Genomic DNA, 24,155 nt, shown 5'->3' with positions numbered 1-24,155 from the left:
CAGTTCCTCTTGCTTTCAGTTTCGTACGGGATCGGGCGCGGCGGGTGGGCCGACTGGTGCGACCACGGCGAAGCCCTGGCCGGCGGCCGGCTGCCAGGACAGCTCTCCCCGGTAGAGGCGGTGCAGTACGTCGGGCGGCTGGTGGTAGCAGAAGACCGACGAGGCGGCGCCGACGATGGACGGGGTGTCGATGAACAGCGGCAGCTCGGCCAGGAAGTACTGGACCGCGCACTCGATCTGCTGCTCGTCCGGCGGCTGCCCGGCAGGCACCTTCCCGGCCAGGACCCAGCCGGTGGCGTCCCGGCACGCGTCCCGGAAGCCCGCGTCCTCGTCGTACCGCCGAAGGCCGCTCGTGTGGAGCCGTCCGAATGCCGCGTTGTCCTCCAGCTCGGCCCACCCGAGCACACGCTTCTCAGCATCGGGCACACCCAGGGCACTCAACGCGGTGACGATCTTGTTGCGGGTGTATTGACCCTGCCTGCGAGCCCTCCACGCGGCCTTCTCCGGTGCGTACCCGAGCGCCTCGAACGTGAAGGCGCTCGGCGCATCGGGCACGAAGAAGTCCACTCGCTCGAACCGCTCCAGCCCCCACGCGGCCAGCTTCTGGATCCGGCCCGTGGAGAAGTAGCTGTTGAAGGGGCTGATCCCGAAGCAGGCGTGCTCGGCCCGCCTGACCGCTTCGGCGCACCGGCTGCTCAGCGGTGTCACCGTCAGCCCAGCCGTACAGCCGTCGTCCTGATCTGCGCTCGTCCTCATGCCCGGACGCTAAAACCTTGTCCTTAGGGCAAGGTCAAGCGCACACTGGCGGGACTCGCACGAAGGGATCCGTTCATGCTCACCGTCGGCCGTATCGCCGCGCAGACCGGGCTGAGCCCCAAGGCCGTCCGCTTGTACGAGGCCAACGGCCTCATCGAGCCGCCCGAGCGCACCGCGGCCGGCTACCGCACCTACACCGAGGACGCGGTTCCCGTCCTTCGCTTCATCCGTCAGGCCCAGGCCCTCGGCCTCAGCCTCAAGGAGATCAAGGACATCCTCGACCTCCAGCGCCGCGGCGAGCAGCCCTGCGGCCTCGTCACCGACCTCCTCGATCAACACCTCGCCGACATCGACCGCCGCATCGCCGACCTCCAGGCCCTGCGCACCACCCTCCGGACCGCGCGCGCCACGGCCGGCCAAGCGGCGGACCGTGGGGAGAACGCCGTGGTCTGCCAGATCATCGAAAGCGTCCCCGCAGGATCCTGACCCGCGCCCTGACACACGGGCCCGGGGGTGCTGAGCGGCTGCCGATGCCGCTTGGCCTAGCATGGCGCGCATGTCGCGACGCCTGCCCCTGCCGCTCCGGACGTGGTCCGGAGTGCTGCTGGTGTGCGCGCTCTTCGCCTGTCTCACGGGGCTGGCGCGTCCCGCGATGGCGATGCCGGGCCCGATGGAGATGTCCCCGCACATCGCGATGAATGGGCATGCCGTATCTCCGGCCGCTGCCGAGTCGCCAGGCCACGGTCCGAGCTGCCCGATGGCCCAGGAACAGTGCGTGGCACCGAAGGGCATCCTGGCCCAGGACGGCCCGGCCGTCCCCGTGATCGCGACCGTGTCGCACGCGACGGGCTGCTCGCCCGAACTCCTGATGACGCAGCCCAACGCCCCGCCGCCGGCGGCGGCTCCTCCTGATCTGCACCGGTTGTGCGTGTCACGGACGTGAGGTCCGGCCACCCGTGAGGCGAACGCCTCGCGGGACGCCGTGTCTTCTCACGTCCCCTTCGGCACGCCCGGATTTTCCGTGTGCGCGTGCCGTCGTCGCAGAACAGGAGTAACGACGCATGCCGTCGTCCATTGCTTTGCTGATCACCGGTGCCAGCACCGGTCTGCTCGCCGGCGGCGCCTCGTGCGCCGCAGTACGGGGGGGCTTGCTGGCCGGCGCCGTGACCCGCCGCCGGACCCCCGACCCCGCCTCGAAATCGACCGCCAAGCCGAACAACTCCCGGCCGGAGGCCGTGACGCCACTCGCGCCGGTGGGGGCCTTCCTGGCCGGGAAGCTCGCCTCCCACACCGTGCTCGGCGCCCTGCTGGGCATCTTCGGCAGCACCCTGCAGCCCAGCCCCCGAACCCAGGCGATCCTGTTGCTCGCGGCCGGGGCAATCATGGTGCTCTTCGCCCTGGACCTGATCGGGGTCAAGGCCGTGGGGCGGCTGCTGCCCAGGCCCCCGGCGTCGTTCGGCCGTCTGATGCGGCGCAGCGCGAAGACCGACACGGTGGCCACCCCCGCCCTGGTCGGCTTCGCCACCGTCTTGGTGCCGTGCGGGGTGACCCTCTCGATGGAGCTCCTCGCCATCACCTCCGGATCGGCGGTGGCCGGGGCCGCGGTCATGGCCGGTTTCGTGGTGGGCACCGCGCCGATGTTCGCTCTGCTCGGCTACCTGTTCCGGCGCAGCAGCCAGGCGCTCTCGGGCAAGCTGGCCGGACTCACTGGTGTCGTGGTGCTGGCCGTCGCGGCCTGGACCATGATCTCCGCGCTGCAGGCTGGCGGCTGGGTCTCTTTCGACTCACCGGGTCGGCAGACCTCGGCGAGCGGGCCGTTCATCGTCGAGGGCGGCGACGGCAGCGGTTCCGGGGGCGGTGGCGACTCGCAGGCGCCGCTCGAGAACCCCGTACGTACGGACGCGTCCGGGCGACAGATCATCACGCTGACCGTGACGGACTTCTACGTCCCCACCCAGTTCACCGCGAAGGCCGGCGTGCCCACCACGCTTGTGCTGCACGGCAAGGACTCAGGCGGCTGCGCCCGGGCGTTCACCATCCCCGAACTCGGGGTGCAGGAGATCGTCAAACGCGACGGTGATACCGACGTCGACCTGGGCACCCGCAAGCCGGGAACCCTCCGTTTCACCTGCGCCATGGGCATGCAGACCGGCGCCATCGAGTTCAAGAAGGACCTGTAATGAAGCTCTTCAGCCGCAAGAACAAGACCGAAGCCGACACCGGCTCTCAGGTCGAGCTCCTCATCGAAGGCATGCACTGCACCAGCTGCGGCCTGCTCATCGACGACGAGCTGGAAGACCTCCCGGGAGTCCGCTCGGCCAGCACAGACACACGCACCGGGCGCAGCATCGTCCGCCTGGAGGAGGGCGCACACGTCGACAGTGCGACTCTCGTCGCCGCGGTGGAAGGGGCGGGCGACTACACGGCCCGGCTCGCCGACTGACATCGCGCAGCGGCCTTCTGGGAGTCGACAGGCTCCCAGAAGGCCTGCGTGGCATCAGCGCAGACGGAGGCGGCGCAGCGCCATCACGGTGCCGTCGGGGTGCAAGGAGACGGGGCCGCGCCACTTTGCGTCCCAGGGGTCGGCGTCCCAGGAGTCGCGGAGGGTGTGTGCCTCTTGGCGGTACTGCTCGACCCTGCCTTCTCGTAGGTGCTCGAAGAGGTCCTCGGCGAGGCCGGAGAAGGCCTCGACCCGGATCCCGTTGAGGCGGAAGACGTGATCGGTGCCCACGAAGTTCTTGCCGTGGATGGTGTGGGTGACGTCTTGGACGATGCCGGTGCCGGCGTGGGTGAAGGTCTCGAAGTGCCGCTTGCCCTGGCGCTTGGTGAGGTAGCGGGCTGTCGGTTCACCACCGCCGGTGAACGCCATCAGACCTGCCGCATCGGCCTGGGCGAGAACTCGGCCGAACCAGCCGTGCTCCTCGGGCTGGAGGTGGTATCCGGGCAGGACGACCGGCTTCTCGTCCGGCTCGGTGGGAACGTGGATGCCGGGGACGATGGCGCGGTCCTCGATGGGAGGGTCGAGGGTCACTGTCGTCGGCAGCTGCAGGGTGCCGTCGCCGGGGGCCTGGAGCAGGTAGACGGTGATGTTCTCGCTCTTCTTGGGGAGCGTCGTGCCGAAGACCAGGGACGGAGTCTCGTTGTACGGGCCGATGTGGATGCCCTCGACGTCGGCGGAGGCGGTGGCGAGCTGCTTGTGTGCCTGGGACACGTTGCCGTGGGTGCCCTTGCAGGTGACCGGAATGACCCGGGACGGCTCACCGGGTTTCCAGACCTCCAGGAAGAAGTTCGGTCGCCTTGGGGCGCTGCTGCGCCCGGCCTCCTTGCCGGTCAGCTCCCAGCCGGCCCGCATGGCTATCTCGGCATCGATGACCGATACCGAGTGATCCGGATACTGCGCGGAGAGCACGCGGTGGGCGAGCGCGAGGGCGAAGCCGATGCTCAGCTCGCCCGACTGGGTGGCAGCGTAGTGGCGCCGCGGGTTGCGGCCCTCTGATGAAAGGGCCATGTAGTGGCCGTCGTTACCGGTCAGGGCCTGGCAGTACTTCAGGCTTGCCCAGTGCTCGGCGAGGCCTCGCCCGGCGCCTTGCCGGGCGAGGACGTTGGCCCGGCCCAAGGTGTGGAGCACGTCCCAAGGGGTGAGCTGGAGCGACAGGCCGAGCGGCTTCACCGGTAAGGGGCGGAGTTCCGGCTTGCGGCGCAGGGGCGCCTGATTCTTCTCCTGCTTGGCCTTCTCGTCCGCGGCAGCCGCTTTCGCGACGCTGCCCGCCAGTTCCGCTGTCGACTGGACGGATACGTGCCACGGCTGCGCGAGATCCCTCAGTACGTCTGCTCGCTTCAAGCTGCTTCCCCCTACGTTCGTACGGGTGTTACAGGCCAACGTCGCAAGCTACGTGGGGGAGCAGGGGCGCATGAAGGGCGTACGCGCGCACATGATGAGGGGTGGCCCCCGCGCGAGGCGGGGGCCACCCAATCAAGCCTTGGCAGGCTCCAGTTCAGCTTCTGAGCTGTTCCCGTCGTTGAGCGCGGCGAGGTAGCGCTCGGCGTCGAGGGCCGCGGCGCAGCCGGTGCCGGCTGCGGTGATGGCCTGGCGGTAGGTGTGGTCGACCACGTCGCCGGCGGCGAAGACGCCGGGGATGTTCGTACGGGTCGACGGCGAAGCGGTCTGGATGTAGCCGTCGTCGTCCAGGTCGACCTGTCCGGTGAACAGCTCGGTGCGCGGGTCGTGTCCGATCGCGATGAACAGGCCGGTGACGTCGAGGTCGCGGAGCTTGCCGGTGAAGGTGTCACGCAGGACGACACCGGACAGCATGCCGTTCGCTTCCTTGATCTCGGCGATTTCGCTGTCGAAGGCGAAGGCGATCTTGTCGTCGGTGAACGCCCGGTTCTGCATGACCTTGGAGGCGCGCAGGGCGGAGCGGCGGTGGACGACGGTGACCGAGCGGGCGAAGCGGGTGAGGAAGGTGGCCTCCTCCATCGCGGTGTCGCCGCCACCGACCACGACGATGTCACGATCACGGAAGAAGAACCCGTCACAGGTGGCGCACCAGGACACCCCGCGGCCGGAGAGCTCGTCTTCCTTGGGCAGGCCGAGCTTCCGGTAGCCGGAGCCGGTGGCGATGATCACCGCGCGGGCGCGGTGGACGGTGCCCTCGGAGTCGGTGACTTCCTTGATGTCACCCGTGAGGTTCACGGAGACGATGTCGTCGTCGATCATCTCGGCGCCGAACTTCTCTGCCTGGGCCCGCATGTTGTCCATGAGGTCCGGGCCGTCGACCCCGTCAGGGAAGCCGGGGAAATTCTCGACCTCGGTGGTGGTGGTGAGGGAGCCGCCGACGAAGATCGAGCTCCCGAACAGCAGGGGCCTGAGCTGGGCGCGGGCGGTGTAGAGGGCGGCGGTGTATCCGGCGGGGCCGGAGCCGATGATGATGACGTCGCGTATGCCGTCGCCGGTGATGGTCTCGGTCACGGGATCAGCCCTGCTTCTTGGCGTCGATCTCGGCGATCAGGCCCTCGATGAGGCCCTTGATCTCGTCGCGGATGGGGCGGACGGCCTCGACGCCCTGCCCGGCCGGGTCCTCGAGCTGCCAGTCGAGGTAGGTCTTGCCGGGGAAGTACGGGCAGGCGTCTCCGCAGCCCATGGTGATGATGTAGTCGGATGCCTGGGCGGCCTCGGGGGTGAGGACCTTGGGCTTCTGGTCGGAGATGTCGATGCCCAGCTCGGCCATGGCGGCGACGGCCGAGGGGTTGATCTGCTCGCCGGGCATGGAGCCGGCGGAGCGGACCTCGACGCGGTCGCCGGCGAGGTGGCGGAGGAACCCGGCCGCCATCTGGGAGCGGCCCGCGTTGTGGATGCAGACGAACAGGACGGAGGCGGCAGGAGCGGTGGACATCTGTTCTTCCCTGGGGTGAGGCGACTGCGGTGGGATCTATGGGGCTTTACGGGGCGTGCTGGGTGAGCAGCTCGGTATGCGGGTGTCGATGGCGTCGCGGATCTCGCGGACGACGGCGTTCGGCGCTCCGTCGGGGTCGGCGACGGGCCAGTCGAGGTAGCGGCGGCCCGGCACCACAGGGTAGGCGCCGCCGCAGCCCATCGTGATCACGATGTCGGCAGCCTGGACGACCTCTTGGGTCAGCGGCTTGGGGTAGGCATCGGCCAGGTCCACCCCGGCCTCGGTGAGGGCGGCCTGGGCACGACCAGGTGCGTACGGATCCGCGCGTGCTCGGCGAGACGCGTGGAGGAGTCGGCGAGCAGGCCCAGCACGGTTTCCGGCGCGAAGCGGCCGGCGTATCGGGTGGCGTGACGGGCAGCCCCGGCGGCCAGGCGTTCGTCCGGCAGGAGGGGCGAGGAAGGCGGGGGCATGGCGTTCCCGTTCAAAGAAGCCAATAGAATCAGCTCGGGCTGGTGTCAGCCCCAACTGATGTGACAGTATCAGTCCATGATGACGTCAGTCGACACTGATCTGCTCCGGGTTCTGGCCGACCCGCTCAGGCTCCAGATCGTGACCCTCCTCGCCCGCGAGACGCTCTGCACCACCCACCTCGTGGAAGAGACGGGCGCCAAGCAGACGAACCTCTCCAACCACATGAAGGTGCTGCGCGAGGCCGGGGTCGTGGAGACGGAGCCATGCGGCCGGTACATCTACTACCGCCTGCGCCCGGAAGTCATCGAAGCCCTCGCCGGTCAGTTCGCCGACCTCGCTCAGACCGCGCGTGCCACCGCCGAAGCGAACCTCAAGCGGTCCTGCCCATAGCCCGCTCTGCCTCACCTGCCCGAGGAGAACCCGTCTTGACCGCCACCGAGCCCGTCGCCGCCCCCGCAGCGGAGAGCGACATAGCCGCCGACGAGCCCCAGCCCGCCCCCGGCGCGACCCCGCCCCGCACCCCGCTCATCGCCCGCGCCGCCGCCGAGCTCGTCGGCACCGCGGCCCTGGTCGCGATCGTCGTCGGCTCCGGCATCCAGGCCACGAAACTCACCCAGGACGTGGCTCTCCAGCTGCTGGCCAACTCCACCGCAACTGTCTTCGGCCTCGGCGTCCTGATCGCCCTGCTCGGTCCGGTCTCCGGCGCCCACTTCAACCCGGCCGTCACGCTGGCCGAGTGGTGGACCGCCCGCCGCGGCGGCGCCGGAGTCACCGCCCGCGAGCTCGCCGTGTACGTGCCTTCGCAGATCGCCGGTGCGATCGCGGGTGCGATCCTGGCGGACGCGATGTTCGGCGAGCCGCTGGTGAAGTGGTCCACGCACGACCGCTCCGCCGGGAACCTGCTGCTGGGCGAGGTCGTGGCGACCGCGGGCCTGATCCTGCTGATCTTCGGCCTGGCCCGAACCGACCGCCTCCGCTTCGCACCCGTCGCCGTCGCCTCGTACATCGGCGCCGCGTACTGGTTCACCTCCTCCACCTCCTTCGCCAACCCGGCGGTCACGATCGGCCGCGCCTTCACGGACACGTTCGCGGGCATTGCCCCGGCCTCGGTCCCGGCATTCGTCGGCGTGCAGTTGGTGGGCGCGGTGGTGGGCCTGGCGCTGGTGGCGGTCATCTTCATGCGCGGCAAGGCGGACAGCGGGACGTCTACGGCATGACGCAGCGCACGGATGTGGTGGTGATCGGCGGCGGCCAAGCAGGGCTCGCCGCCGGCTACCACCTGCGCCGCCTGGGCCTCGAGCACGTCATCCTCGACGCCCAGGCCGCGCCCGGCGGGGCCTGGCAGCACACCTGGGACTCCCTCCACCTGTTCTCCCCGGCCCAGTACTCCTCACTGCCCGGGCGGCTGATGCCCGCCCAGCCCGGCCAGACGTACCCGGACGCACAGCATGTCGTGCAGTACCTCGCCGACTACGAGAAGCGATACGAGCTGCCGGTCCAGCGCGGCGCGTGGGTCGATGCGGTCCATCGCGACGGCGCTTGTCTGCGGGTGGAGAGCGACTCGGGCGACTGGCGGGCTCGCGCGGTCATCAGCGCGACCGGCACCTGGACCCGCCCGTTCATCCCCGCCGTCCCCGGCCGCCGGGAGTTCTCCGGCCGTCAGCTCCACACCGTGCAGTACAAAAGCCCGGCCCAGTTCGCCGGCCAGCGGGTGATCGTGGTCGGCGGCGGCAACTCCGGTGCGCAGATCGCCGCCGACCTCGCCCCCGTGGCCGAGCTGACCTGGGTCACCCAGCGTCCGCCCCGCTACCTAGCCGACGACATCGACGGCCGGGCCCTCTTCGACGCCGCCACCGCCCGCCGCCGAGCGCTGGATGCAGGCCGCTCCGCCACCGGTGGCGTGGCCTCCCTCGGTGACATCGTCGCCGTCCCGCCCGTACGAGCCGCCCGCGACGCCGGACTTCTGCACGCGAAGCCGATGTTCACCAGCCTCAGGGCGACCGGTGTTGAATGGGCCGACGGCACGGCGGCTGAAGCCGACGCGATCATCTGGTGCACCGGATTCCGCCCCGCCCTCGCCCACTTCGTCTCCATGCGTCTGCGTGGCAACCGCGGCCACATCGCAACTATCGGCACCCGTGCCGTGGACGAACCGCGCCTGCATTTGCTCGGCTACGGCGACTGGACTGGCCCTGCCTCAGCGACTCTCATCGGAGTCGGCCGCCCGGCCCGGGCTGCCGCCCGGGAAATCCAGCAGCTGCTGTGCGCTTGACCTTCAAGCCGGGTTGAAGGTTTACGTTCGAGATATGAGCACACTGCGCATCTCGCAGCTGGCCGGACTTTCAGGCGTCCCGGCTTCCACGCTGCGGTTCTACGAGACAGCCGGGCTCCTGCCCGCCGAGCGCACCCCATCCGGTTACCGCCAGTACGGCGAGGGCGCGGTGGAACGCCTGGCGTTCATTTCCTCGGCGAAGCTGCTCGGGCTGGCGCTCGAAGACATCCGCGCCCTGCTGGATGTGCGGGACGCGGGGGTCTGCGCGGCCGTGCGGGCCCGGATGGTGCCACTGGTCGCCGACCGGATTGCGGATGCCGACCGCCGCGCGGCGGAGCTGGCTGCTTTCTCCGCCCGCCTCGCCGACGTCCACAGGCAGCTGTCCGGCCCGGCCCCGGCCGGCGGGTGCGGCCCGGACTGCGGCTGCACCGCCACCGAGGACCAGGTGCCCGGGCCAGTCCTGGTGGAACTATCACCCACCCGCCCCCAGGACACGGTCGGGGAGCCGTGGCGTGAGGTGCCGGTGGCCTGCACACTCGGCAGTGCCGACCTGGGCGAGAGAACGGCGCAGTGGCAGGCCCTCGTCGCCCAGGCCAGTGAGCGCGAGACGATCCCAGAAGGGCTGCACCTGGCCTTCCCCAGCACACCGGAGCTGGCGGCAGAACTCGCCGCGCTGGCGGCAACCGAGCAGGACTGCTGCACCTTCTTCGACTTCACCCTGAGCCTCGCCCCGGCCCAGCTGACGCTGACCGTCCGGGCACCCGAAGCCGCCGGCCCGCTGCTGGCCGACCTGTTCGGAGCCACCGCATGAAGCCCGAGACGAAGTCCACCGACAAGACCATGCTCGGCGCCGGAGCTCTGGCCGTTCTGGCGTGCGCGGCGTGCTGCATCGGCCCGATCCTGACCTTCCTCGGCGCCCTGGGCGCCGCTTCCGCGATCGGGGCGTTCTGGGTTCCCGCGCTGGCCGTGATCACCGTCTTCGCCCTGGCCGGCACGGCGTGGGTGCTGCACCGGCGGCGGCGGACGGCTGCCTGTCGGACCGAGCAGTCCGCGCCGGTCGACCTCGGGTTCCCCACCCCTGCGCCCGGTAGGGCGACCGAGAGCCGTTTGCCACAATGACCTGGCCCCAATCGGGACATGCAGCACGCGGGAAGAACGGGAAATCATCGAAGATGCCGCGGGAATCGCAGGGTCTGGTCGAGGGGATGGAACACCACCAGATCGCGATCTACCTCGGCGCCATGGCTGTCGGTGGCCTGCTCGGCTGGGCTGCCCCTGCGACTGGACCCGGGCTCGAGTACGCCATCAACCCGGTCCTGGGTGCGCTGCTGTTCGTGACGTTCCTCCAGGTACCGGCCGCCGACCTGCTCCGCTCGCTGCGCGACGGCCGGTTCCTGGGAGCGGCCCTGGTGGTGAACTTTGCTGTGGTCCCGCTGGTCGTCGCCGCGATGTTCTCCTTCCTGCCCGCAGTGCAGGCAGTCCGTGTGGGCGTTCTGCTGGTTCTGCTGTGCCCGTGCGTGGACTACGTGATCGTCTTCAGCGGCCTGGCCGGCGGCTCCAGCAGGCGCCTGCTGGCCGCCACACCGCTGCTGCTCGTCGCCCAGATGCTGCTTTTGCCCGGGTTCCTGTACCTGTTCATGGGCTCACGGCTGGCCGACGTCGTCGAAGTCGCTCCGTTCGTCGAAGCCTTCCTTGTGCTCATCGTGATCCCGCTCGCACTTGCCTGGGCTCTCCAGGCATGGGCGGCCCGTCAGCAGGGCGGCCAGAAGGTCTCGGACGCGGCCACGACGGCGATGGTGCCGCTGATGGCCGCGACCCTGATCACGGTGGTCGCCTCCCAGGTCCCCAAGCTCGACGGAAGCCTGCGGGACGTTGCCGCCGTCATCCCCTTCTACGTCCTCTTTCTCGTGGTCATGGCCTTCGCCGGGCGCGCCATCGCTCGCCTCTTCCGCCTCGACGCCCCCGCCTCCCGGGCAGTCGTCTTCACGGGCGCGACGCGTAACTCCCTGGTCGTCATGCCCCTGGCCCTCGCCCTCCCCGACGCGCTGGCCCTCGCCCCTGCCGTCGTGGTCACCCAGACCCTGGTCGAGGTCATCGGCATGGTCGCCTACGTCCGTCTCGTCCCCCGCCTCATCTCGGCCCCGGACCGGCAGGCGGTCACGGCCGCGTGAGGATGGTGCAGATCTCGCCCGCGGAACATGTGTCGGGATCGGTGACGGCGGCTCGTCGGGCAAGCTCGCGCAGCGCCGTACGCGTCTGGCAGAGCTCAGCCATGCGCCGCTCGATGTCCGCGAGCCGCTCGCCGATCAACGTGGTGACGTGCCCGCACGGGGCCTCGCCGCTATCGCGGATGTCCAGCACCGACCGGATCTCGGCGAGGGTCAGGCCCGCGCCCTGGGCGTCGCGGATGAACGCCAGTCGGCTCACAGCCTCCGGCGTGTAGTCGCGATAGCCGCTCGCTGTGCGGGGCGGGGCCGGCAGGAGGCCGGCCTGCTCGTAGAAGCGGATGGTCTTGGCCGTCACCTGGCCTGCTGCCGCGAGGTCACCGATGCGCATCCCTCCACGCTACGCCTTGACCTTCCACCGCACTGGAAGGTCTAGCGTCGAGCCGAGAACCCAGAGAACCAAGGAGGGCGGCGGGATGCGGATCACGATCCTGACGGTGCCTAACTGCCCGAACGTGCCCCTCGTGCGGGAGCGGATCACGACCGCGCTCGGCGGCCGCACGGCACAGGTCGAGCTGATCGAAGTCCGCGACGAGGCCGAGGCCGCACGCTGGGGCATGACCGGATCGCCGACGGTGCTGCTCGACGGCACCGACCCGTTCGCCATCGCAGGGGCACCGGAGAGCGTGTCCTGCCGCCTCTACCGGGACACCGACGGCCGCACGGACGGGGCCCCGAGCGTCCAGGCTCTGCGCCAGGCGCTGTCCGGCGTGAGCGCACCGCAGGCCGCAGCCGGCCAGGAGTGCTGCGATGCGGACGTGCTGGACCTCGTCGGCAGGGCCGGACGAGGCCGGCGCGCCCCCGCCGAGCGGGGACTGCGTGCGGTGCAGCAGGCGGTGCTGCGGCACTTCGCCGCCACCGGGCACGCGCCGCAGACGTCCGTACTCGAAGCTGCCGCTGCGCAGGCTGACAGGACGGCCGCGGAGGTGCTCGCCGAGCTGGACAGGGAGGACTTCCTGGCCCTGGATGGGGCAGGGCGAATCCGGGTAGCGTACCCGTTCTCGGCGACCCGGACCCGGCACCGCGTACGGCTGAACACCGGGGTGGAGGTGTGGTCGATGTGCGCCATCGACGCCCTCGGCATCTCCGCCATGCTCGGCCAGGACGTGGTGATCGCCTCCTCGGACCCGGTCGACGGCCGGCCGGTGACCGTCACCTGCACCGGCGGCACGACAGTGTGGGAACCGGCGGCCGCAGTCGTGTTCGTCGGTCGCCGCGACGGCGTCGGCCCCGCCGCCACACTCTGCTGCGACGCGTTGAACTTCTTCACCAGCCACGCCTCGGCCGAGCAGTGGCAACAAGAGCACCCAGAGGTGCGCGGGCAGGTCGTCAGCCAGGCTCGCGCCGTGGAGATCGGCGAGGAGACATTCGGCCTTCTCCTCTGCGAAGACTGAGCGTCGCTCCCCGGTGGTAGTCGGGCTCGGAAACCGTCATCATCGCAACCCCGGGTAGCGGTTCCGAGTCTGAACGAGAGCTGGCAGGTCACAGTGATCGAGAATCCGATGGACCGGCAGGCCGTGTACGAGGATTACGAACGAGCCCGCCGCACCTTCCACCACCTGCTGGACTCCGCCTCGAAGGCGGACCTTGCCCGGCCCACCCGCGGTACCAAGTGGACCAACGGGCAGCTGCTGTGGCACATGCTCTTCGGCTACATCGTCGTCCGGGCTCTGCTGGTCCTGGTTCGTGTCTTCGGGCGGCTTCCACGCGGCGCCGGCAACGCGTTCGCCCGGCTTCTGAACGCGGGAACCGTGCCGTTCGACTGGGTCAACTACGCCGGTCCACGAGGGGCCGTGAAGGTCTACGGGCCGCGCCGGATGGGCGCCGCCTTCGACCGAGTCCTCGACTCTCTCCAGCGACGGCTGGCCGCCGAGTCCGACGCCGATCTGGCCCGCGGTATGTACTTCCCCGTCCGGTGGGACCCCTTCTTCAAGGACTTCATGACGCTCGCGGACATCTACCGCTACCCGACGCAGCACTTCGACTTCCACCACCGTCAGCTCACCCTGAACGGCAGCGACGGGCTCCAACGGGAAGGCTGAGGTCAGCTGATCCGTGGGCTGCGGCGCTCGAGCAGGACCACGTCGCGCCACGCGCCGTGGTGGCGGCCGATGCGCTCGCGGGTGCCGATGACTCGGAAGCCGGCTCGCTGGTGGAGGGCGAGGCTTGCGCGGTTCTCGGGGAAGATGCCGGACTGGATCGTCCAGATCCCCGCGGCCTCCGTCGAGCCGATCAGTGCGGTGAGGAGCTGCATGGCGACGCCTTGCCCACGGGCGGCAGGGTGGACGTAGACGGAGTGCTCGATCACGCCCGCGTACGCGCATCGGTCCGAGACCGCGCTCGCCGCGATCCAGCCCAGGACCTTGCCGTCCTCGCCGACGGCGGCGAAGCGGTGTTCCGGCAGCTTGCCCGCTTCGAACACCTGCCAGGTGGGGGCGGTGGTCTCGAAAGTGGCGTTGCCCTCGTCGATCCCCGCTTGGTAGATCGCCAAGACTTCATCCGCGTGTGCCTCGGCCAGCGGTGCGATGGTGATGCTCATGCTGCGGCCGCGCGGGTCAGCAGCTGCCCCATGGCGGCGAGCACCGAGGGCTCGACCCGGTAGTACACCCAAGTGCCGCGCCGCTCAGAGGACAGCAGCCCGGCCTCGCGCAGCTTCTTCAGGTGGTGGGAGACCGTCGGCTGGGAGACGCCGACGTCGGAGATGTCGCACACGCAAGCCTCGCCGCCCTCGTGCGAGGCGACCAGCGAGAACAGGCGCAGGCGCACCGGATCGCCCAGGGCCTTGAACATGACCGCGGTCCGCTCGGCCTCCTCGGCCGTCAGTGGGCGCTCCGACAGGGGCGGACAGCACGCCGCCACGGCCTCCGGCTCCAGCAGTGGCAACACCTTCGTAGTCATGCCCCCCATCATCCGAGAAATTTCGATGGATGTCTATGTTGACGAACGTCGATCCAGGGTCCACTCTGGAGGCGTTAAGACATCGACAGACGTCGAATCAACTGGGAGCCTGCCGTGAACGCATCCACCGAGACCCTGCCCGTCGTCGTGATCGGCGCCGGCCCGATCGGACTCGCCGCGGCCGCCCGGCTCATCGAGCGAGACATCGAGCCCCTGGTCCTGGAGGCCGGACCGGTCGCCGCGTCCGCGGTGCGTGACTGGTCGCACGTACGCCTCTTCTCCACCTGGTCCGAGGTCACCGACCCGGCAGCCGAGAAGCTCCTCGCCCCCACCGGCTGGGTCAAGCCGGACGGTGCCACCTACCCGTCCGGCGGCGACTGGGCCGAGCTCTACCTCCAGCCCCTGGCCGACGTCCTCGGCGACCGCGTCCGCTACAACGCCACCGTCACCGGGGTCTCGCGCACCGGCCGCGACCGCATCGTCGACGCCGACCGCGAGACCCAGCCCTTCGTCGTCCACCTCACCAGCCCCGAGGGCCGCCAGGAGAGGATCTTCGCCCGCGCCGTCATCGACGCCTCCGGAACCTGGTCCACCCCCAGCCCGGCCGGCGGCAGCGGCCTGCACGCGCTCGGCGAGAAGAGCGCGGTCGACCACATCACGTACCGCGTCCCCGACCTCAAGGACCCGGCCGTCCGGGCCCGCTACGCCGGCAAGCGCACCGCCGTCATCGGCTCCGGCGCCTCCGCCTTCACCGCGCTCGCCTACCTCGCCGACCTCGCCAAGGCGGAGGACGGTACCGGGACGCATGCGACGTGGATCCTGCGGCGCGGGATCAGCGGCTCCACCTTTGGTGGCGGCACGTCCGACCAGCTGCCCGCCCGTGGCGCCCTCGGCCTCGCCGCCAAGGCCGCAGTGGACGGCGGATACGCAGACGCGGTCACCGGCTTCCGCACCGACGCCGTCGAGCGCAACGCCGACGGCCGCCTGGTCCTCGTCGGCGAGGACGGCCGCCGCCTGGACCCGGTCGACGAGGTCATCGTCCTCACCGGCTTCCGCCCCGACCTCACCTTCCTCGACGAGCTGCGCCTCGGTCTCGACGAGCGCCTCCAGGCCCCGGTTGAGCTGGCGCCGCTGATCGACCCCAACCAGCACTCCTGTGGCACGGTCTACCCCCACGGCGCGGGCGAGCTCTCCCACCCGGAGAAGGACGTCTACCTGGTTGGCATGAAGTCCTACGGCCGGGCGCCGACCTTCCTGGCCATGACCGGCTACGAGCAGGTCCGTTCCGTCGCCGCCGCCCTCGCCGGTGACCGGGAGGCCGCCGAGCGCGTCGAACTCACCCTTCCCGAGACCGGCGTGTGCGGCGGCGCGGGCCTCTTCGACCAGCCCGAGGCCGCCGAGGAGACCGGTGGCGGCTGCTGCGCAGCCCCGGCCACCCTCACCATCGGAGCCCCCGCCTCCTCCGGTGGCTGCTGACCACCGTGCCAAACACCAAGGCCGGCGTGGCCGTGACCGGGACGGGGGTCCGGTCACGGCCACGCGCCGTACTTCCCGCCCTGTGCGCCACGCAGATCACCAGCTGGGGCATCGTCTACTACGCCTTTCCGGTGCTCCTCCCACGCCTCACGGCCGACACTGGCTGGTCCGCCAACGCGGCCACAGGCGCGTTCTCCCTGGCCCTGCTCGTCTCCGCCCTGGTCGGAATCCCTGTCGGCCGGATACTCGACCGACGAGGCCCCCGAGCGGTGATGACCGCCGGATCCGGCATCGGCGTACTCGCCGTCCTGACCATCGCCGCCGCCCCCAGCCTGCCCGTCTTCTTCCTCGGCTGGATCCTGGCCGGAACCGCGATGGCGGCCACCTTCTATCTGCCCGCCTTCGCGGCGATCACCCGCTGGTGGGGACCAGACCGGGTCCGGGCGCTGACCGTCGTCACCCTGGCGGGCGGCTTGGCCTCCACGGTCTTCGCCCCGCTCACCGCCATCCTCGCGGAGCACCTCAGCTGGCGGCAGACCTATGCCGTCCTCGCCCTCATCCTGGCCGCGATCACCATCCCGGCCCACGCCCTGGCCCTTCGAGCCTCCTGGCCCCCGGCACCTCCGGCCCCGCCCACCACCGACCGCACCCCAGTAGCCAAGACCCGCCCCTTCATAGTCCTGGCGGCGGCCTTCACCCTCTCCGGCTTCGCCATGTACGCCGTCGTCATCGGGCTGATCCCGCTCCTCACCGAACGCGGCGCCGACGCCACAACAGCCGCCTGGGCTCTGGGACTCGGCGGCGCCGGCCAGACCCTCGGCCGCACTCTCTACGCGGGCCTGGCCGGCCGTACCTCGGTCACCGCCCGCACGGTCACCCTCATCGCCCTCGGCGGCGCCACCACGGCCGCGCTCGCCCTCATCCCAGGTCCGCTGCCCCTGCTGGTCGTCCTCGCAGTCCTGGCAGGAGTCGTCCGCGGCAACCTCACCCTCCTGCAGGCCACCGCAGTCACCGACCGGTGGGGCACCACCCACTACGGCCGTCTCTCCGGACTCCTCGGCGCCCCGGCCCACATCGCCGCCGCCCTCGCCCCCTGGGCCGGCGCAGCCCTGGCCGGCCCCCTCGGCGGCTACCCCCAGCTCTTCGTGCTACTTGCGGTGCTCTCCGGTGTGGCCGCGTGCCTCGCAGTGTGGGGACGGAGTGACGTGACATCAGCCCCGTGAGTCGGGAGGACATGATGCGTCGGGATGGAGATCAGGCTGGAGCGGCTTTGTGTCATGGACTTGGAGCCATCGAGTCCAGCCCGCGCGCTCAGGTGGTCCCTGAAGCGGCGATCAGCAGGTCCGCTGCGCGGTTGATGTCGTCGGGGGTGCTCCAGCGGCCCAGGGAAAGGCGGAGGGCGGCGAGGCTTCGGTCGGTGTCGAGGCCCATCGCGCTCAGTACGGGGGAGGGGGTGTGGGCGCCGCTGTGGCAGGCGGAGCCGGTGGAGGCGGCGATCTCCGGGATTGCGGCGAGGAGTTCGTGGCCGCGTACGCCGCCGATGCTGACGTTGAGCGTGTTGGGCAGCCGTGGTTCGGCGGGACCGTTGACGTGGACGCGGCCCGGCAGGGCCGCGGCGAGCCGCGAGTGCAGGTGGTCGCGCAACTCTCGGATCCGGTGATGGTCGCCGTCCGCGAGATCGTCGGCAGCGAGTTGGGCGGCTGCGCCCAATGCGGTGGCAAGAGCGACGTTCTCGGTGCCGGCGCGCAGGCCGCGCTCTTGGCCTCCGCCGTAGACGAGGGGCTCGAGGGCTACTCCTGTGCGGACGTAGAGGGCGGCGATGCCTTTCGGCGCGTACATCTTGTGGCCGACAACGGTCATGAGGTCGACGCCCGACGCGATGACGTCCAGCGGGATCTTGCCGGCGGCTTGGGCCGCATCGCAGTGGAACAGCGCGCCGTGGGCGCGCGTGAGGCGGGCCAGCTCGGAGACCGGCTGGAGGGCGCCGGTCTCGTTGTTCGCGGCCATCACCGAGACCAGCACGGTGCGGGGGGTGAACGCGGCCGTCAGGTCCTGCGGATCCACGAGGCCGTGGTGGTCGACGGGCAGGCACGTCACGTCGGCGCCGTGCAGGCGTTCCAGGGCACGGCATGTCTCCAAGACGGCGGGGTGCTCGGTGATCTGGGTGATGACGTGGGGCCGGTCGGTCTCGGCGGCGAGTACGGCACCGCGGATCGCGAGGTTGTCGGCTTCCGAGCCGGAGCCGGTGAACACGATCTCGTCGGCGCGGGCGCCGATGAGTGCGGCAACCTGTCGGCGGGCGCGTTCGAGTGCCTGCTTGGGCTCGGCGCCGTACACGTGTCCGCTGGAGGGATTGCCGAACCACTGTGTCAAGTACGGTTCCATCGCCTCGGCGACCCTTGGATCGACCGGGGTCGTGGCGTTGTAGTCCAGGTATAGCGGCCCGTCGGCGAAGGCGGGATGGGCCGGGATCACGCGGCAGCCCCGCTGTCCACGGGCAGGTCGGCCAGGCGCCACTCCAGCATCCCGTCGGTCAACCGCACCGCCTTGCGGCCCCGCTCGCGCAGAAGCCGTACGGCGTCGTGGGCCATGACGCAGTACTCGCCGCGGCAGTAGGCGACGACCTCGGTGTCGGCCGGCAGTTCGGCGATGCGGTCGGCGAGCTCGTCGACCGGGATGGAGAGGGCGCCGGGGATGTGGCCAGCCGCGTACTCCGCGGCGGGTCGCACATCCAGTACGACTACCTCGCCCGCCTTCGCGCGGGCGAGCAGCTCCTCGCGTCCGACCGCTTCCGGCTGGTCGTCGCCGAGGTAGGCGGTCCGCGCGGCCTCGACGCCTGCCTGGTGGGTCTGGGCGACCTTGCGCAGCAGCGCGTAGAGGGCGGCGACGTCGTCTCCGGCCAGGCGGTAGTGGATGCGTACCCCTTCACGGCGGGTGGCGACCAGTCCGGCCTGCTTGAGGGTCTGCAGATGCGCCGATGCAGTGGTCAGATTCAGCCCCGCGGCCTTCGCCAGAGCATCGACCGTCCGCTCACCCTGGGCCAGCAGGTCGAGCAGTTCCAGACGTTTCCCGCTGCTCAGCGCCTTACCGGTGTGAGCGAAGGCGTCGTACAGCGCCGACTTCCGTGCGGCATCTCCCATGGCATCCTCCATAGATCCATGGAATATTGTATCCATGGGCGGGTGCGGAGACCACTCGGCGCCTACCGTGACATGTGGAGGACCTCATGGGCTTCGTCGACGATCATCTGATATCGCTGGTCGACAAAGGTCTGGGCAACAGTGCCTACCTCGTCGACCTCGGTGACGGCCGGGCCCTGGCCGTGGACGCGAGCCGGGATCTGCGGGCCCTGCGCGCGGCAGCCGACCGGCGCGGCCTGACCGTCGCGTACGCCGCAGATACGCACCTGCACGCCGACTTCCTGTCCGGGGCGGTGCAGCTGGCGGCCGACGACGGCGCGACCGTACTGGCCTCCGCCGCGGGGGACCGCGCCTTCCCGCACACCCCGCTCGCCGACGGCGACGAGACCGATCTCGGCGGCCTGACCCTGCGCGCGCTGGCCACCCCCGGCCACACCGACGAACACCTCTCCTTCCTGCTCCTGGACGGCACCCGCGAACTGGGCGTGTTCACCGGCGGCTCGCTCATCGTCGGCTCGGCCGCACGTACCGACCTGCTCGGCGCCGACCGAGCCGAGGAGTTGGCCCGAGCCCAGTACCACTCGCTCAGGCGGCTGGCCGAGCTGCCCGACACCACCGAGGTGTGGCCGACGCACGGCGCGGGCTCCTTCTGCTCCGCCCCGCCCGGCGCCGAACGCACCACCACCATCGGTGACCAGCGACGGGCCAACCCGCTGCTCGCCGCGCCGAACGAGGACGCCTTCGTCGCGCAGCTGCTGGGAAGCCTTGGCTCCTACCCCGCCTACTTCGACCGGCTCGGGGAGGCGAACCGGCGCGGGCCCGCGGTCCTCACCGCCGCTCCCGCGCTCGCCGCGCTATCACCTGCCCAGGTCCGCTCTCTTCTCGGCGAGGGGGCTCACCTCGTCGATGTACGAAGCGTGGTCGATTTCGCCCAGGGCCACATCCCGGGAGCCATCTCCATTCCGCTGCGCGACCAGTTCGCCACCTGGCTGGGCTGGCTGCTGCCCGACGACACCCCGATTGTCTTCGTCGCCGCCCCCGACCAGGACCTCTCCGAACTCACCTGGCAGGCGCTGAAGATCGGGTACGAGCGGCTGGCCGGCCACCTCGACGGCGGTATGGACACCTGGACGGCCGACGGAGGTCGGCAGCAGAGCATCGAGCTGCTCCCCGCCGACCGCATCGCCGAGCGCCCCGTACTCGACGTCCGGCAACGGGCCGAGCACATCGACGGACACATCCCGGGCGCGGTCCACATCGAACTCGGAGACCTCAACATGCGTTCCGGCGACGCCCCCGAGGGAGCCGTGGTCGCCTGCGGTCACGGGGAACGCGCCATGACCGCCGCCAGCCTCCTCCAGCGCGCCGGACACCAGGACCTCGCCGTCCTCGACGGCGGCCCCGCCGACTGGGCCAAGGCCACCGGCCGAGCCCTGGAGGAAGGCGCGTGACCACCAGCGAGACCAACTCAGGCATACGCCTTGGACTGCGCGCCAACCTCGCCCAGTTCAGCCTGCTCGTCGCCGTCAACGCCCTGGTCGGCGGCATGCTCGGCCAGGAACGCACCGTCCTCCCGCTCCTCGCCGAGGACGTCTTCCACCTGTCCACCGCCACGCTCGGACTCACGTACATCCTCGCCTTCGGCGCGACGAAAGCCGTCACCAACTTCTTCGCCGGGACCTGGTCGGACCGCTTCGGCCGCAAACCCGTACTGATCGCCGGATGGCTGATCGCGCTCCCCGTGCCCGCGATGCTGGCCTGGGGCCCGTCCTGGGGCTGGATCATCGCCGCCAACATCCTGCTCGGCATCAACCAGGGCCTGACCTGGTCCACCACCGTCATCATGAAGATCGACCTGGTCGGACCGGAACGGCGCGGCCTGGCCATGGGCTTCAACGAGGCCGCCGGCTACGTCGCCGTCGCCGCCACCGCCATGGCCACCGGCGCCATCGCCGAACACGCGGGGCTCCGGCCGGCGCCCTTCCTGCTCGGCGCTGCCTACGCCGTCCTGGCTCTTGGCCTGTCCACCTTCGCCGTACGCGAGACCCGCGACCACGCCCGCTTCGAAGCCGTCCGCCACCGGGCCCCCGCGGGCGGTGACCGGGACGGGCAGTTGACCACCGGTCAGGTCGCCCGCCTCACCAGCTTCCGCGACAAAGCCCTCTCGGCCGCCAGCCAGGCAGGCATGGTCAACAACCTCAACGACGCGCTCGCCTGGGGCATCTTCCCCCTCCTGTTCGCCGCCCACGGGCTGTCCATCGCGCAGATCGGCATCCTCGCCGCCCTCTACCCGGCGGTGTGGGGCGCGGGCCAGATGCTCACGGGCTGGTGGTCCGACCACATCGGCCGCAAACACCTCATCACCACGGGCATGCTGCTCCAGGCCGCCGCCATCGGCCTCGTCGCCGCCGGAACCACCTTCGGCGTCTGGGCCACCGCGCAGATCCTCCTAGGCATCGGCACGGCCCTCGTCTACCCGACCCTCCTCGCCGTCATCGGCGACGTCGCCCACCCCGCCTGGCGCGCCCGCGCCGTGGGCGTCTACCGGCTGTGGCGCGACGGCGGCTTCGCCGTCGGTGCACTGCTGGCCGGAGTCCTCGCCGACGCCTACGGACTCACGCCCGCCATCTGGGCCATCGCCGCCCTCACCGCGGCCTCCGGCCTCCTCGTCGCGGTACGCATGTACGAGACGCACCCGCGCAACTGATCCTGCAGCAGTCCCCGCGCGTCGTCGCCTTTGCGTCGAAACCGCCAGCAGACGGGTTAAATTCCACATGTCCGCAGGGAGCGCTGAAGGGTGCGGTGACATCCGCCATGGAATCAGTTCGGCTTCCCGGAGTCGTCGCGGGATTCGGGTTTCTTGGCGGTGCGGCCTGGGTCTCGGCCGTAGTCATGGCTGCGGCCACCGTGGCGGGGGCGTCATTGGCTCAGCGCAGTTCGGCACGGGCAGGCCTCGTCATACTGATCGCTTCGGGCATGATGCTGGCGACCTGCGTGGTGGATCTGCTGCCGGAAGCCTGGCACCAGACCGTGGACGCGGGGCTGTCGGCCTGGGTGCCGGCCATCACGGCGTCCGCGGGCTACGGGGCGATGGCGCTCTTCACCCGCCACGGCTGTGGATGTGGGGGAGGGCAGGCCGTACGGGCGGCCGGCGCGTACATGCCGGACAGTGGCCCCGAGTTGAAGGATGCCGCAGGGGTCTTCTCGGTCGGGATGGGAGCGGCTGCGGCCCTGGCCACGCATCGCCTGGTCGAGGGCTCGGCCCTTGCGCTTGCCTTCTCCCTGCCGGTCCTGCTGACTCTCGCCGTGGGCTCCGCCAGTGACGGGCTGGCGCTGGCTTCGATGCTGCGAGCCAGTCGGCAGCGCCTGCTTCCCTGGCTGACGGTCGCGTGTGTGAGCCCGACGGTGGGGATGTTCGTCACCGCCGTACGCCCGTTGCCTGACGTGGTGATCCCCGTGGTGCTGGCTCTCGTGGCAGGCGTGATACTCCGGATCGCGGTGGTCGGCGTGAGGCTCGCCCTGGCCCAGCGGTCGCGGGAGCCGCTCTCACACCGCCACATGGCGGCTGCCGTCCTGACAGTGCTCACCATGGGCGCGCTCCTCTTGGCTGCACATTGACACGGATCGGAAAGACCGCACGCCTGCATGTCCCCTGTGAAGGGTGCGCCAGGGCCCCACGCAACTCGTGACATCTGGCCCCGAGCCCGGCGGCGCTGCGGATGGCTGGGGCCCATACCCAGCGCACTCGGATTCGCCATGGACACATCTCGGGAGCCGTCTTCATCCCGCGGCGCGACCAGTTCGCCGGGCCGGCCGTGAGCGATGGATCAGGCGGTTCGACGGCCGATGCCGGGCAGGAAACGCCCGGCTCGAGCGGTGTAGTCGGCGTACGCCGCCCCGTGCGCAGCCGCGAGGTAGGGCTCCTCGACGATCCGCACCTGTAGTTGCACCGCAGCCACCAGCCCGACCAGTGCGAGGACGGCGACCGCATTGGGCGCCATCAGGGCCAGTCCGGCAGCGGTGACGGTCATCGCTGTGAAGACGGGGTTGCGCACCGTGGCGAACAGGCCGGAGGTGACCAGGTCGGTCCGCTCGGCGGAGTCGACCCCTACTCGCCAAGACGTGCCCATCGCACTCTGAGCCACCAACGTCGCCACGACTCCGGCCGCCGCGGTCGCCAGTCCCAGCCAGCGCAGCGGAGCGGCACCGGCCCAGGGCAGCGCGGGTACTCCTGCGAGAGCGGCGACGGGAGCTGCCGCGCCTCCGAGCAATGCGATGACGAAGAGGATGCCCGCCCACCAGGACGCTGTTCCGGGGCGGCCGGAGATGCCGCGGAAGCCCGCATCCCCGGTCCGGCGTGCCTGGATCACGGCCCGGACCCCGAACGCGGTCGCTGCGTACCCGGTGAACAGGACCAGGGCGGTCCACGCCCACGCGCTCATCGCGACGTGCCCGTGTCGTCGGTGGAGCAGCAGGTGTCCCCGGGGGTGCCGCAGGCGCTCTTGGAGTCCCTGGAGTTGGGCATGGGCAGTGAGGGCGCGGGTCCGCAGGCGCAACCCTTGCCCTGCCAGGCGTCGATGCCTTCCTTGACGGCAATGGCGGCGATGACGAGGGCCGCGATCGGGTCGGCCCAGGACCAGCCGAGGGTCGCGTTGAGCACGAGGCCGACCAGGAGCACCGCGGAGAGATAGGTGCACAGCAGGGTCTGCTTGGAGTCGGCGACCGCCGACGCGGAACCGAGTTCTCGGCCGGCGCGACGTTGTGCGGCGGAGAGGAACGGCATGACCGCCAGGGACAGGGCGGCGATCACGATGCCCGGCACCGAGGTCTCGGCCTCGCCCGTGCCGGTCAGCGCGCGGAGGGCATCGACGGTGACGTAGACGGCGAGCGCGAAGAAGGACACGGAGATGATGCGCAACGTGGTCTTCTCGCGCGCCTCGCGTACGGCGTGGTCGCGGGTGGAGAACTGCCAGGCGACCGCGGCCGCGGAGGAAACCTCGATTACGGAGTCCAGGCCGAAGCCGACCAGCGCGGTGGAGGAGGCGATGGTTCCGGCGGTGATGGCGACGATTCCTTCGATCACGTTGTAGGTGATCGTCGCCGCGACCAGGAACCGTATTCGGCGGGCGAGCGCGTCACGGCGGGCCGGCGAGGGCCCCAGGGATATGACGCTCATCAGCAGCAGCCCTCCGTCTCGGCGTCCACGCAGGTCTTGTCGTTTTCCACCGCCAGGACCGCCGACCGGAGGTCTCCCAGAGCGTGGCCCAGACGGGGGTCAGCGAGTTCGTAGCGGGTGCGGCGACCGTCCGGGACGGCGACGACCAAGCCACAGTCGCGCAGACATGCCAGGTGGTTCGACAGCCGGGTGCGGGAGATCCCCAAGGCGTCGGCGAAGTCCGACGGGTAGCCGGGGGCTTCCTGCAGTTTCAGCAGGATTCGGCAACGGATCGGGTCGGCGAGGGCGCGGCCGAACCGCGCCAGAGCCTCGATGTCGGTAGCGAGAGTCAGCACACCCACAACGATA

At 70.6% G+C, this 24,155-nt stretch carries 31 protein-coding genes; 17 read left to right on the top strand and 14 right to left on the bottom strand.

Going from position 1 to position 24,155, the window contains the following annotated elements:
• Window positions 1-15: 15 nt before the first annotated feature.
• The gene (locus AFM16_RS05575; protein WP_053625543.1) at window positions 16-756 is read right to left on the bottom strand and encodes a tRNA-dependent cyclodipeptide synthase; all 741 of its coding nucleotides are present in this window, start codon (window positions 754-756) and stop codon (window positions 16-18) included.
• Window positions 757-831: 75 nt separating this feature from the next.
• On the opposite strand from AFM16_RS05575, the gene AFM16_RS05570 reads away from it, so the two are divergent.
• The 4 genes from AFM16_RS05570 (at window position 832) to AFM16_RS05555 (ending at window position 3,199) form a co-directional block, all read left to right on the top strand.
• On the top strand, window positions 832-1,242 hold the full coding sequence (locus tag AFM16_RS05570; protein ID WP_053625542.1) for a heavy metal-responsive transcriptional regulator: 411 nt from the start codon (window positions 832-834) through the stop codon (window positions 1,240-1,242).
• A 70-nt stretch (window positions 1,243-1,312) separates the two neighbouring features.
• Window positions 1,313-1,699, top strand: a complete 387-nt coding sequence (locus AFM16_RS05565) for a hypothetical protein (RefSeq protein ID WP_143648330.1) — start codon at window positions 1,313-1,315, stop codon at window positions 1,697-1,699.
• A 118-nt stretch (window positions 1,700-1,817) separates the two neighbouring features.
• Window positions 1,818-2,936, top strand: a complete 1,119-nt coding sequence (locus AFM16_RS05560; RefSeq protein WP_053625540.1) for a sulfite exporter TauE/SafE family protein — start codon at window positions 1,818-1,820, stop codon at window positions 2,934-2,936.
• On the top strand, window positions 2,936-3,199 hold the full coding sequence (locus tag AFM16_RS05555; protein ID WP_234378470.1) for a cation transporter: 264 nt from the start codon (window positions 2,936-2,938) through the stop codon (window positions 3,197-3,199). Before AFM16_RS05560 ends, AFM16_RS05555 begins: the two co-directional genes overlap by 1 nt.
• 54 nt (window positions 3,200-3,253) lie before the next feature.
• Here the strand turns inward: AFM16_RS05555 and AFM16_RS05550 are convergent, their stop codons facing one another.
• The 5 genes from AFM16_RS05550 to AFM16_RS40615 form a co-directional block, all read right to left on the bottom strand.
• Window positions 3,254-4,597, bottom strand: a complete 1,344-nt coding sequence (locus AFM16_RS05550) for a hypothetical protein (protein ID WP_234378471.1) — start codon at window positions 4,595-4,597, stop codon at window positions 3,254-3,256.
• A gap of 132 nt (window positions 4,598-4,729) precedes the next feature.
• Window positions 4,730-5,698, bottom strand: coding sequence for a thioredoxin-disulfide reductase (gene trxB / locus AFM16_RS05545; RefSeq protein WP_370628132.1), 969 nt, complete (start codon window positions 5,696-5,698; stop codon window positions 4,730-4,732).
• 31 nt (window positions 5,699-5,729) lie between these two features.
• Window positions 5,730-6,149 (bottom strand): arsenate reductase ArsC, encoded by a 420-nt coding sequence (locus AFM16_RS05540; protein ID WP_053625538.1) that lies wholly within the window; start codon window positions 6,147-6,149, stop codon window positions 5,730-5,732.
• A gap of 36 nt (window positions 6,150-6,185) precedes the next feature.
• Window positions 6,186-6,422 carry a low molecular weight phosphatase family protein gene (locus AFM16_RS39880; protein WP_053625537.1) on the bottom strand — a complete coding sequence of 79 codons (237 nt, stop codon included), beginning with the start codon at window positions 6,420-6,422 and terminating at the stop codon, window positions 6,186-6,188.
• Window positions 6,389-6,619 (bottom strand): hypothetical protein, encoded by a 231-nt coding sequence (locus AFM16_RS40615; RefSeq protein WP_323188768.1) that lies wholly within the window; start codon window positions 6,617-6,619, stop codon window positions 6,389-6,391. Before AFM16_RS40615 ends, AFM16_RS39880 begins: the two co-directional genes overlap by 34 nt.
• A gap of 76 nt (window positions 6,620-6,695) precedes the next feature.
• Here AFM16_RS40615 and AFM16_RS05530 point away from each other — a divergent pair, with 76 nt between their 5' ends.
• From AFM16_RS05530 to AFM16_RS05505, 6 genes are read left to right on the top strand one after another with little or no spacing between them, the layout of a single operon-like run.
• A complete protein-coding gene (locus AFM16_RS05530) occupies window positions 6,696-7,010 on the top strand; it encodes an ArsR/SmtB family transcription factor (RefSeq protein WP_053625536.1) in 315 nt (104 codons plus the stop codon).
• A 35-nt stretch (window positions 7,011-7,045) separates the two neighbouring features.
• On the top strand, window positions 7,046-7,837 hold the full coding sequence (locus tag AFM16_RS05525) for an aquaporin (protein ID WP_107087833.1): 792 nt from the start codon (window positions 7,046-7,048) through the stop codon (window positions 7,835-7,837).
• On the top strand, window positions 7,834-8,892 hold the full coding sequence (locus tag AFM16_RS05520) for an ArsO family NAD(P)H-dependent flavin-containing monooxygenase (protein WP_053625535.1): 1,059 nt from the start codon (window positions 7,834-7,836) through the stop codon (window positions 8,890-8,892). Before AFM16_RS05525 ends, AFM16_RS05520 begins: the two co-directional genes overlap by 4 nt.
• A gap of 34 nt (window positions 8,893-8,926) precedes the next feature.
• A complete protein-coding gene (locus AFM16_RS05515; RefSeq protein WP_053625534.1) occupies window positions 8,927-9,703 on the top strand; it encodes a MerR family transcriptional regulator in 777 nt (258 codons plus the stop codon).
• Window positions 9,700-10,011: a hypothetical protein gene (locus tag AFM16_RS05510; protein WP_234378472.1), complete on the top strand. Its 312-nt coding sequence runs from the start codon at window positions 9,700-9,702 to the stop codon at window positions 10,009-10,011. The genes AFM16_RS05515 and AFM16_RS05510 overlap by 4 nt, the downstream gene beginning before the upstream one ends.
• A 53-nt stretch (window positions 10,012-10,064) precedes the next feature.
• On the top strand, window positions 10,065-11,063 hold the full coding sequence (locus tag AFM16_RS05505; protein ID WP_053625533.1) for an arsenic resistance protein: 999 nt from the start codon (window positions 10,065-10,067) through the stop codon (window positions 11,061-11,063).
• On the opposite strand, the gene AFM16_RS05500 is transcribed toward AFM16_RS05505, so the two are convergent.
• A complete protein-coding gene (locus tag AFM16_RS05500) occupies window positions 11,050-11,448 on the bottom strand; it encodes a heavy metal-responsive transcriptional regulator (protein WP_053625532.1) in 399 nt (132 codons plus the stop codon). The two genes, AFM16_RS05505 and AFM16_RS05500, sit on opposite strands and share 14 nt — an antisense overlap.
• 85 nt (window positions 11,449-11,533) lie before the next feature.
• Here AFM16_RS05500 and AFM16_RS05495 point away from each other — a divergent pair, with 85 nt between their 5' ends.
• On the top strand, window positions 11,534-12,511 hold the full coding sequence (locus AFM16_RS05495) for an alkylmercury lyase family protein (RefSeq protein WP_053625531.1): 978 nt from the start codon (window positions 11,534-11,536) through the stop codon (window positions 12,509-12,511).
• A 108-nt stretch (window positions 12,512-12,619) separates the two neighbouring features.
• Window positions 12,620-13,159, top strand: a complete 540-nt coding sequence (locus AFM16_RS05490) for a DinB family protein (protein WP_053625569.1) — start codon at window positions 12,620-12,622, stop codon at window positions 13,157-13,159.
• Between the two features lie 2 nt (window positions 13,160-13,161).
• On the opposite strand, the gene AFM16_RS05485 is transcribed toward AFM16_RS05490, so the two are convergent.
• Both AFM16_RS05485 and AFM16_RS05480 read right to left on the bottom strand, forming a co-directional pair.
• On the bottom strand, window positions 13,162-13,656 hold the full coding sequence (locus AFM16_RS05485) for a GNAT family N-acetyltransferase (protein WP_053625530.1): 495 nt from the start codon (window positions 13,654-13,656) through the stop codon (window positions 13,162-13,164).
• Window positions 13,653-14,015: an ArsR/SmtB family transcription factor gene (locus tag AFM16_RS05480; protein ID WP_053625568.1), complete on the bottom strand. Its 363-nt coding sequence runs from the start codon at window positions 14,013-14,015 to the stop codon at window positions 13,653-13,655. The genes AFM16_RS05485 and AFM16_RS05480 overlap by 4 nt, the downstream gene beginning before the upstream one ends.
• A 114-nt stretch (window positions 14,016-14,129) precedes the next feature.
• On the opposite strand from AFM16_RS05480, the gene AFM16_RS05475 reads away from it, so the two are divergent.
• The gene (locus AFM16_RS05475) at window positions 14,130-15,491 is read left to right on the top strand and encodes an NAD(P)-binding domain-containing protein (protein ID WP_053625529.1); all 1,362 of its coding nucleotides are present in this window, start codon (window positions 14,130-14,132) and stop codon (window positions 15,489-15,491) included.
• Complete coding sequence (locus AFM16_RS05470; RefSeq protein ID WP_053625567.1) at window positions 15,488-16,714, top strand: MFS transporter; 1,227 nt, start codon at window positions 15,488-15,490, stop codon at window positions 16,712-16,714. The genes AFM16_RS05475 and AFM16_RS05470 overlap by 4 nt, the downstream gene beginning before the upstream one ends.
• Window positions 16,715-16,802: 88 nt before the next feature.
• Here AFM16_RS05470 and AFM16_RS05465 read toward each other — a convergent pair whose 3' ends face one another.
• Window positions 16,803-17,966, bottom strand: a complete 1,164-nt coding sequence (locus AFM16_RS05465) for a cysteine desulfurase family protein (protein ID WP_179123254.1) — start codon at window positions 17,964-17,966, stop codon at window positions 16,803-16,805.
• On the bottom strand, window positions 17,963-18,631 hold the full coding sequence (locus AFM16_RS05460; protein WP_107087831.1) for an ArsR/SmtB family transcription factor: 669 nt from the start codon (window positions 18,629-18,631) through the stop codon (window positions 17,963-17,965). Before AFM16_RS05460 ends, AFM16_RS05465 begins: the two co-directional genes overlap by 4 nt.
• Window positions 18,632-18,717: 86 nt before the next feature.
• Here AFM16_RS05460 and AFM16_RS05455 point away from each other — a divergent pair, with 86 nt between their 5' ends.
• The 3 genes from AFM16_RS05455 (at window position 18,718) to AFM16_RS05445 (ending at window position 22,249) form a co-directional block, all read left to right on the top strand.
• Complete coding sequence (locus tag AFM16_RS05455; protein ID WP_053625565.1) at window positions 18,718-20,082, top strand: MBL fold metallo-hydrolase; 1,365 nt, start codon at window positions 18,718-18,720, stop codon at window positions 20,080-20,082.
• Window positions 20,079-21,338 (top strand): MFS transporter, encoded by a 1,260-nt coding sequence (locus AFM16_RS05450; RefSeq protein ID WP_053625527.1) that lies wholly within the window; start codon window positions 20,079-20,081, stop codon window positions 21,336-21,338. The genes AFM16_RS05455 and AFM16_RS05450 overlap by 4 nt, the downstream gene beginning before the upstream one ends.
• A 185-nt stretch (window positions 21,339-21,523) precedes the next feature.
• A complete protein-coding gene (locus AFM16_RS05445; protein WP_143648328.1) occupies window positions 21,524-22,249 on the top strand; it encodes a ZIP family metal transporter in 726 nt (241 codons plus the stop codon).
• A 209-nt stretch (window positions 22,250-22,458) separates the two neighbouring features.
• Here the strand turns inward: AFM16_RS05445 and AFM16_RS05440 are convergent, their stop codons facing one another.
• Genes AFM16_RS05440 through AFM16_RS05430 form a run of 3 tightly spaced genes read right to left on the bottom strand, consistent with a single transcriptional unit; the run spans window position 22,459 to window position 24,142 of the window.
• On the bottom strand, window positions 22,459-23,073 hold the full coding sequence (locus AFM16_RS05440) for a methyltransferase family protein (RefSeq protein WP_053625525.1): 615 nt from the start codon (window positions 23,071-23,073) through the stop codon (window positions 22,459-22,461).
• Window positions 23,070-23,807, bottom strand: a complete 738-nt coding sequence (locus AFM16_RS05435) for a cation efflux transmembrane domain-containing protein (RefSeq protein ID WP_053625524.1) — start codon at window positions 23,805-23,807, stop codon at window positions 23,070-23,072. Before AFM16_RS05435 ends, AFM16_RS05440 begins: the two co-directional genes overlap by 4 nt.
• On the bottom strand, window positions 23,807-24,142 hold the full coding sequence (locus AFM16_RS05430; RefSeq protein WP_053625564.1) for an ArsR/SmtB family transcription factor: 336 nt from the start codon (window positions 24,140-24,142) through the stop codon (window positions 23,807-23,809). The genes AFM16_RS05435 and AFM16_RS05430 overlap by 1 nt, the downstream gene beginning before the upstream one ends.
• Window positions 24,143-24,155 lie beyond the last annotated feature (13 nt).

Source organism: Streptomyces antibioticus, from assembly GCF_002019855.1.
GTDB lineage: Bacteria > Actinomycetota > Actinomycetes > Streptomycetales > Streptomycetaceae > Streptomyces > Streptomyces antibioticus_B.
Note: the sequence above shows the minus strand (reverse complement) of the source record. Positions and strands in the feature narration are given on the sequence as shown.

Coding starts and splice junctions, on each gene's coding strand:
- AFM16_RS05575 (WP_053625543.1), bottom strand. CDS start 756: ATGAGGACGAGCGCAGATCAGGACGACGGCTGTACGGCTGGGCTGACG.
- AFM16_RS05570 (WP_053625542.1), top strand. CDS start 832: ATGCTCACCGTCGGCCGTATCGCCGCGCAGACCGGGCTGAGCCCCAAG.
- AFM16_RS05565 (WP_143648330.1), top strand. CDS start 1,313: ATGTCGCGACGCCTGCCCCTGCCGCTCCGGACGTGGTCCGGAGTGCTG.
- AFM16_RS05560 (WP_053625540.1), top strand. CDS start 1,818: ATGCCGTCGTCCATTGCTTTGCTGATCACCGGTGCCAGCACCGGTCTG.
- AFM16_RS05555 (WP_234378470.1), top strand. CDS start 2,936: ATGAAGCTCTTCAGCCGCAAGAACAAGACCGAAGCCGACACCGGCTCT.
- AFM16_RS05540 (WP_053625538.1), bottom strand. CDS start 6,149: ATGTCCACCGCTCCTGCCGCCTCCGTCCTGTTCGTCTGCATCCACAAC.
- AFM16_RS40615 (WP_323188768.1), bottom strand. CDS start 6,619: ATGCCCCCGCCTTCCTCGCCCCTCCTGCCGGACGAACGCCTGGCCGCC.
- AFM16_RS05530 (WP_053625536.1), top strand. CDS start 6,696: ATGATGACGTCAGTCGACACTGATCTGCTCCGGGTTCTGGCCGACCCG.
- AFM16_RS05520 (WP_053625535.1), top strand. CDS start 7,834: ATGACGCAGCGCACGGATGTGGTGGTGATCGGCGGCGGCCAAGCAGGG.
- AFM16_RS05515 (WP_053625534.1), top strand. CDS start 8,927: ATGAGCACACTGCGCATCTCGCAGCTGGCCGGACTTTCAGGCGTCCCG.
- AFM16_RS05510 (WP_234378472.1), top strand. CDS start 9,700: ATGAAGCCCGAGACGAAGTCCACCGACAAGACCATGCTCGGCGCCGGA.
- AFM16_RS05505 (WP_053625533.1), top strand. CDS start 10,065: ATGCCGCGGGAATCGCAGGGTCTGGTCGAGGGGATGGAACACCACCAG.
- AFM16_RS05500 (WP_053625532.1), bottom strand. CDS start 11,448: ATGCGCATCGGTGACCTCGCGGCAGCAGGCCAGGTGACGGCCAAGACC.
- AFM16_RS05495 (WP_053625531.1), top strand. CDS start 11,534: ATGCGGATCACGATCCTGACGGTGCCTAACTGCCCGAACGTGCCCCTC.
- AFM16_RS05490 (WP_053625569.1), top strand. CDS start 12,620: ATGGACCGGCAGGCCGTGTACGAGGATTACGAACGAGCCCGCCGCACC.
- AFM16_RS05485 (WP_053625530.1), bottom strand. CDS start 13,656: ATGAGCATCACCATCGCACCGCTGGCCGAGGCACACGCGGATGAAGTC.
- AFM16_RS05480 (WP_053625568.1), bottom strand. CDS start 14,015: ATGACTACGAAGGTGTTGCCACTGCTGGAGCCGGAGGCCGTGGCGGCG.
- AFM16_RS05460 (WP_107087831.1), bottom strand. CDS start 18,631: ATGGGAGATGCCGCACGGAAGTCGGCGCTGTACGACGCCTTCGCTCAC.
- AFM16_RS05455 (WP_053625565.1), top strand. CDS start 18,718: ATGGGCTTCGTCGACGATCATCTGATATCGCTGGTCGACAAAGGTCTG.
- AFM16_RS05445 (WP_143648328.1), top strand. CDS start 21,524: ATGGCTGCGGCCACCGTGGCGGGGGCGTCATTGGCTCAGCGCAGTTCG.
- AFM16_RS05440 (WP_053625525.1), bottom strand. CDS start 23,073: ATGAGCGCGTGGGCGTGGACCGCCCTGGTCCTGTTCACCGGGTACGCA.
- AFM16_RS05435 (WP_053625524.1), bottom strand. CDS start 23,807: ATGAGCGTCATATCCCTGGGGCCCTCGCCGGCCCGCCGTGACGCGCTC.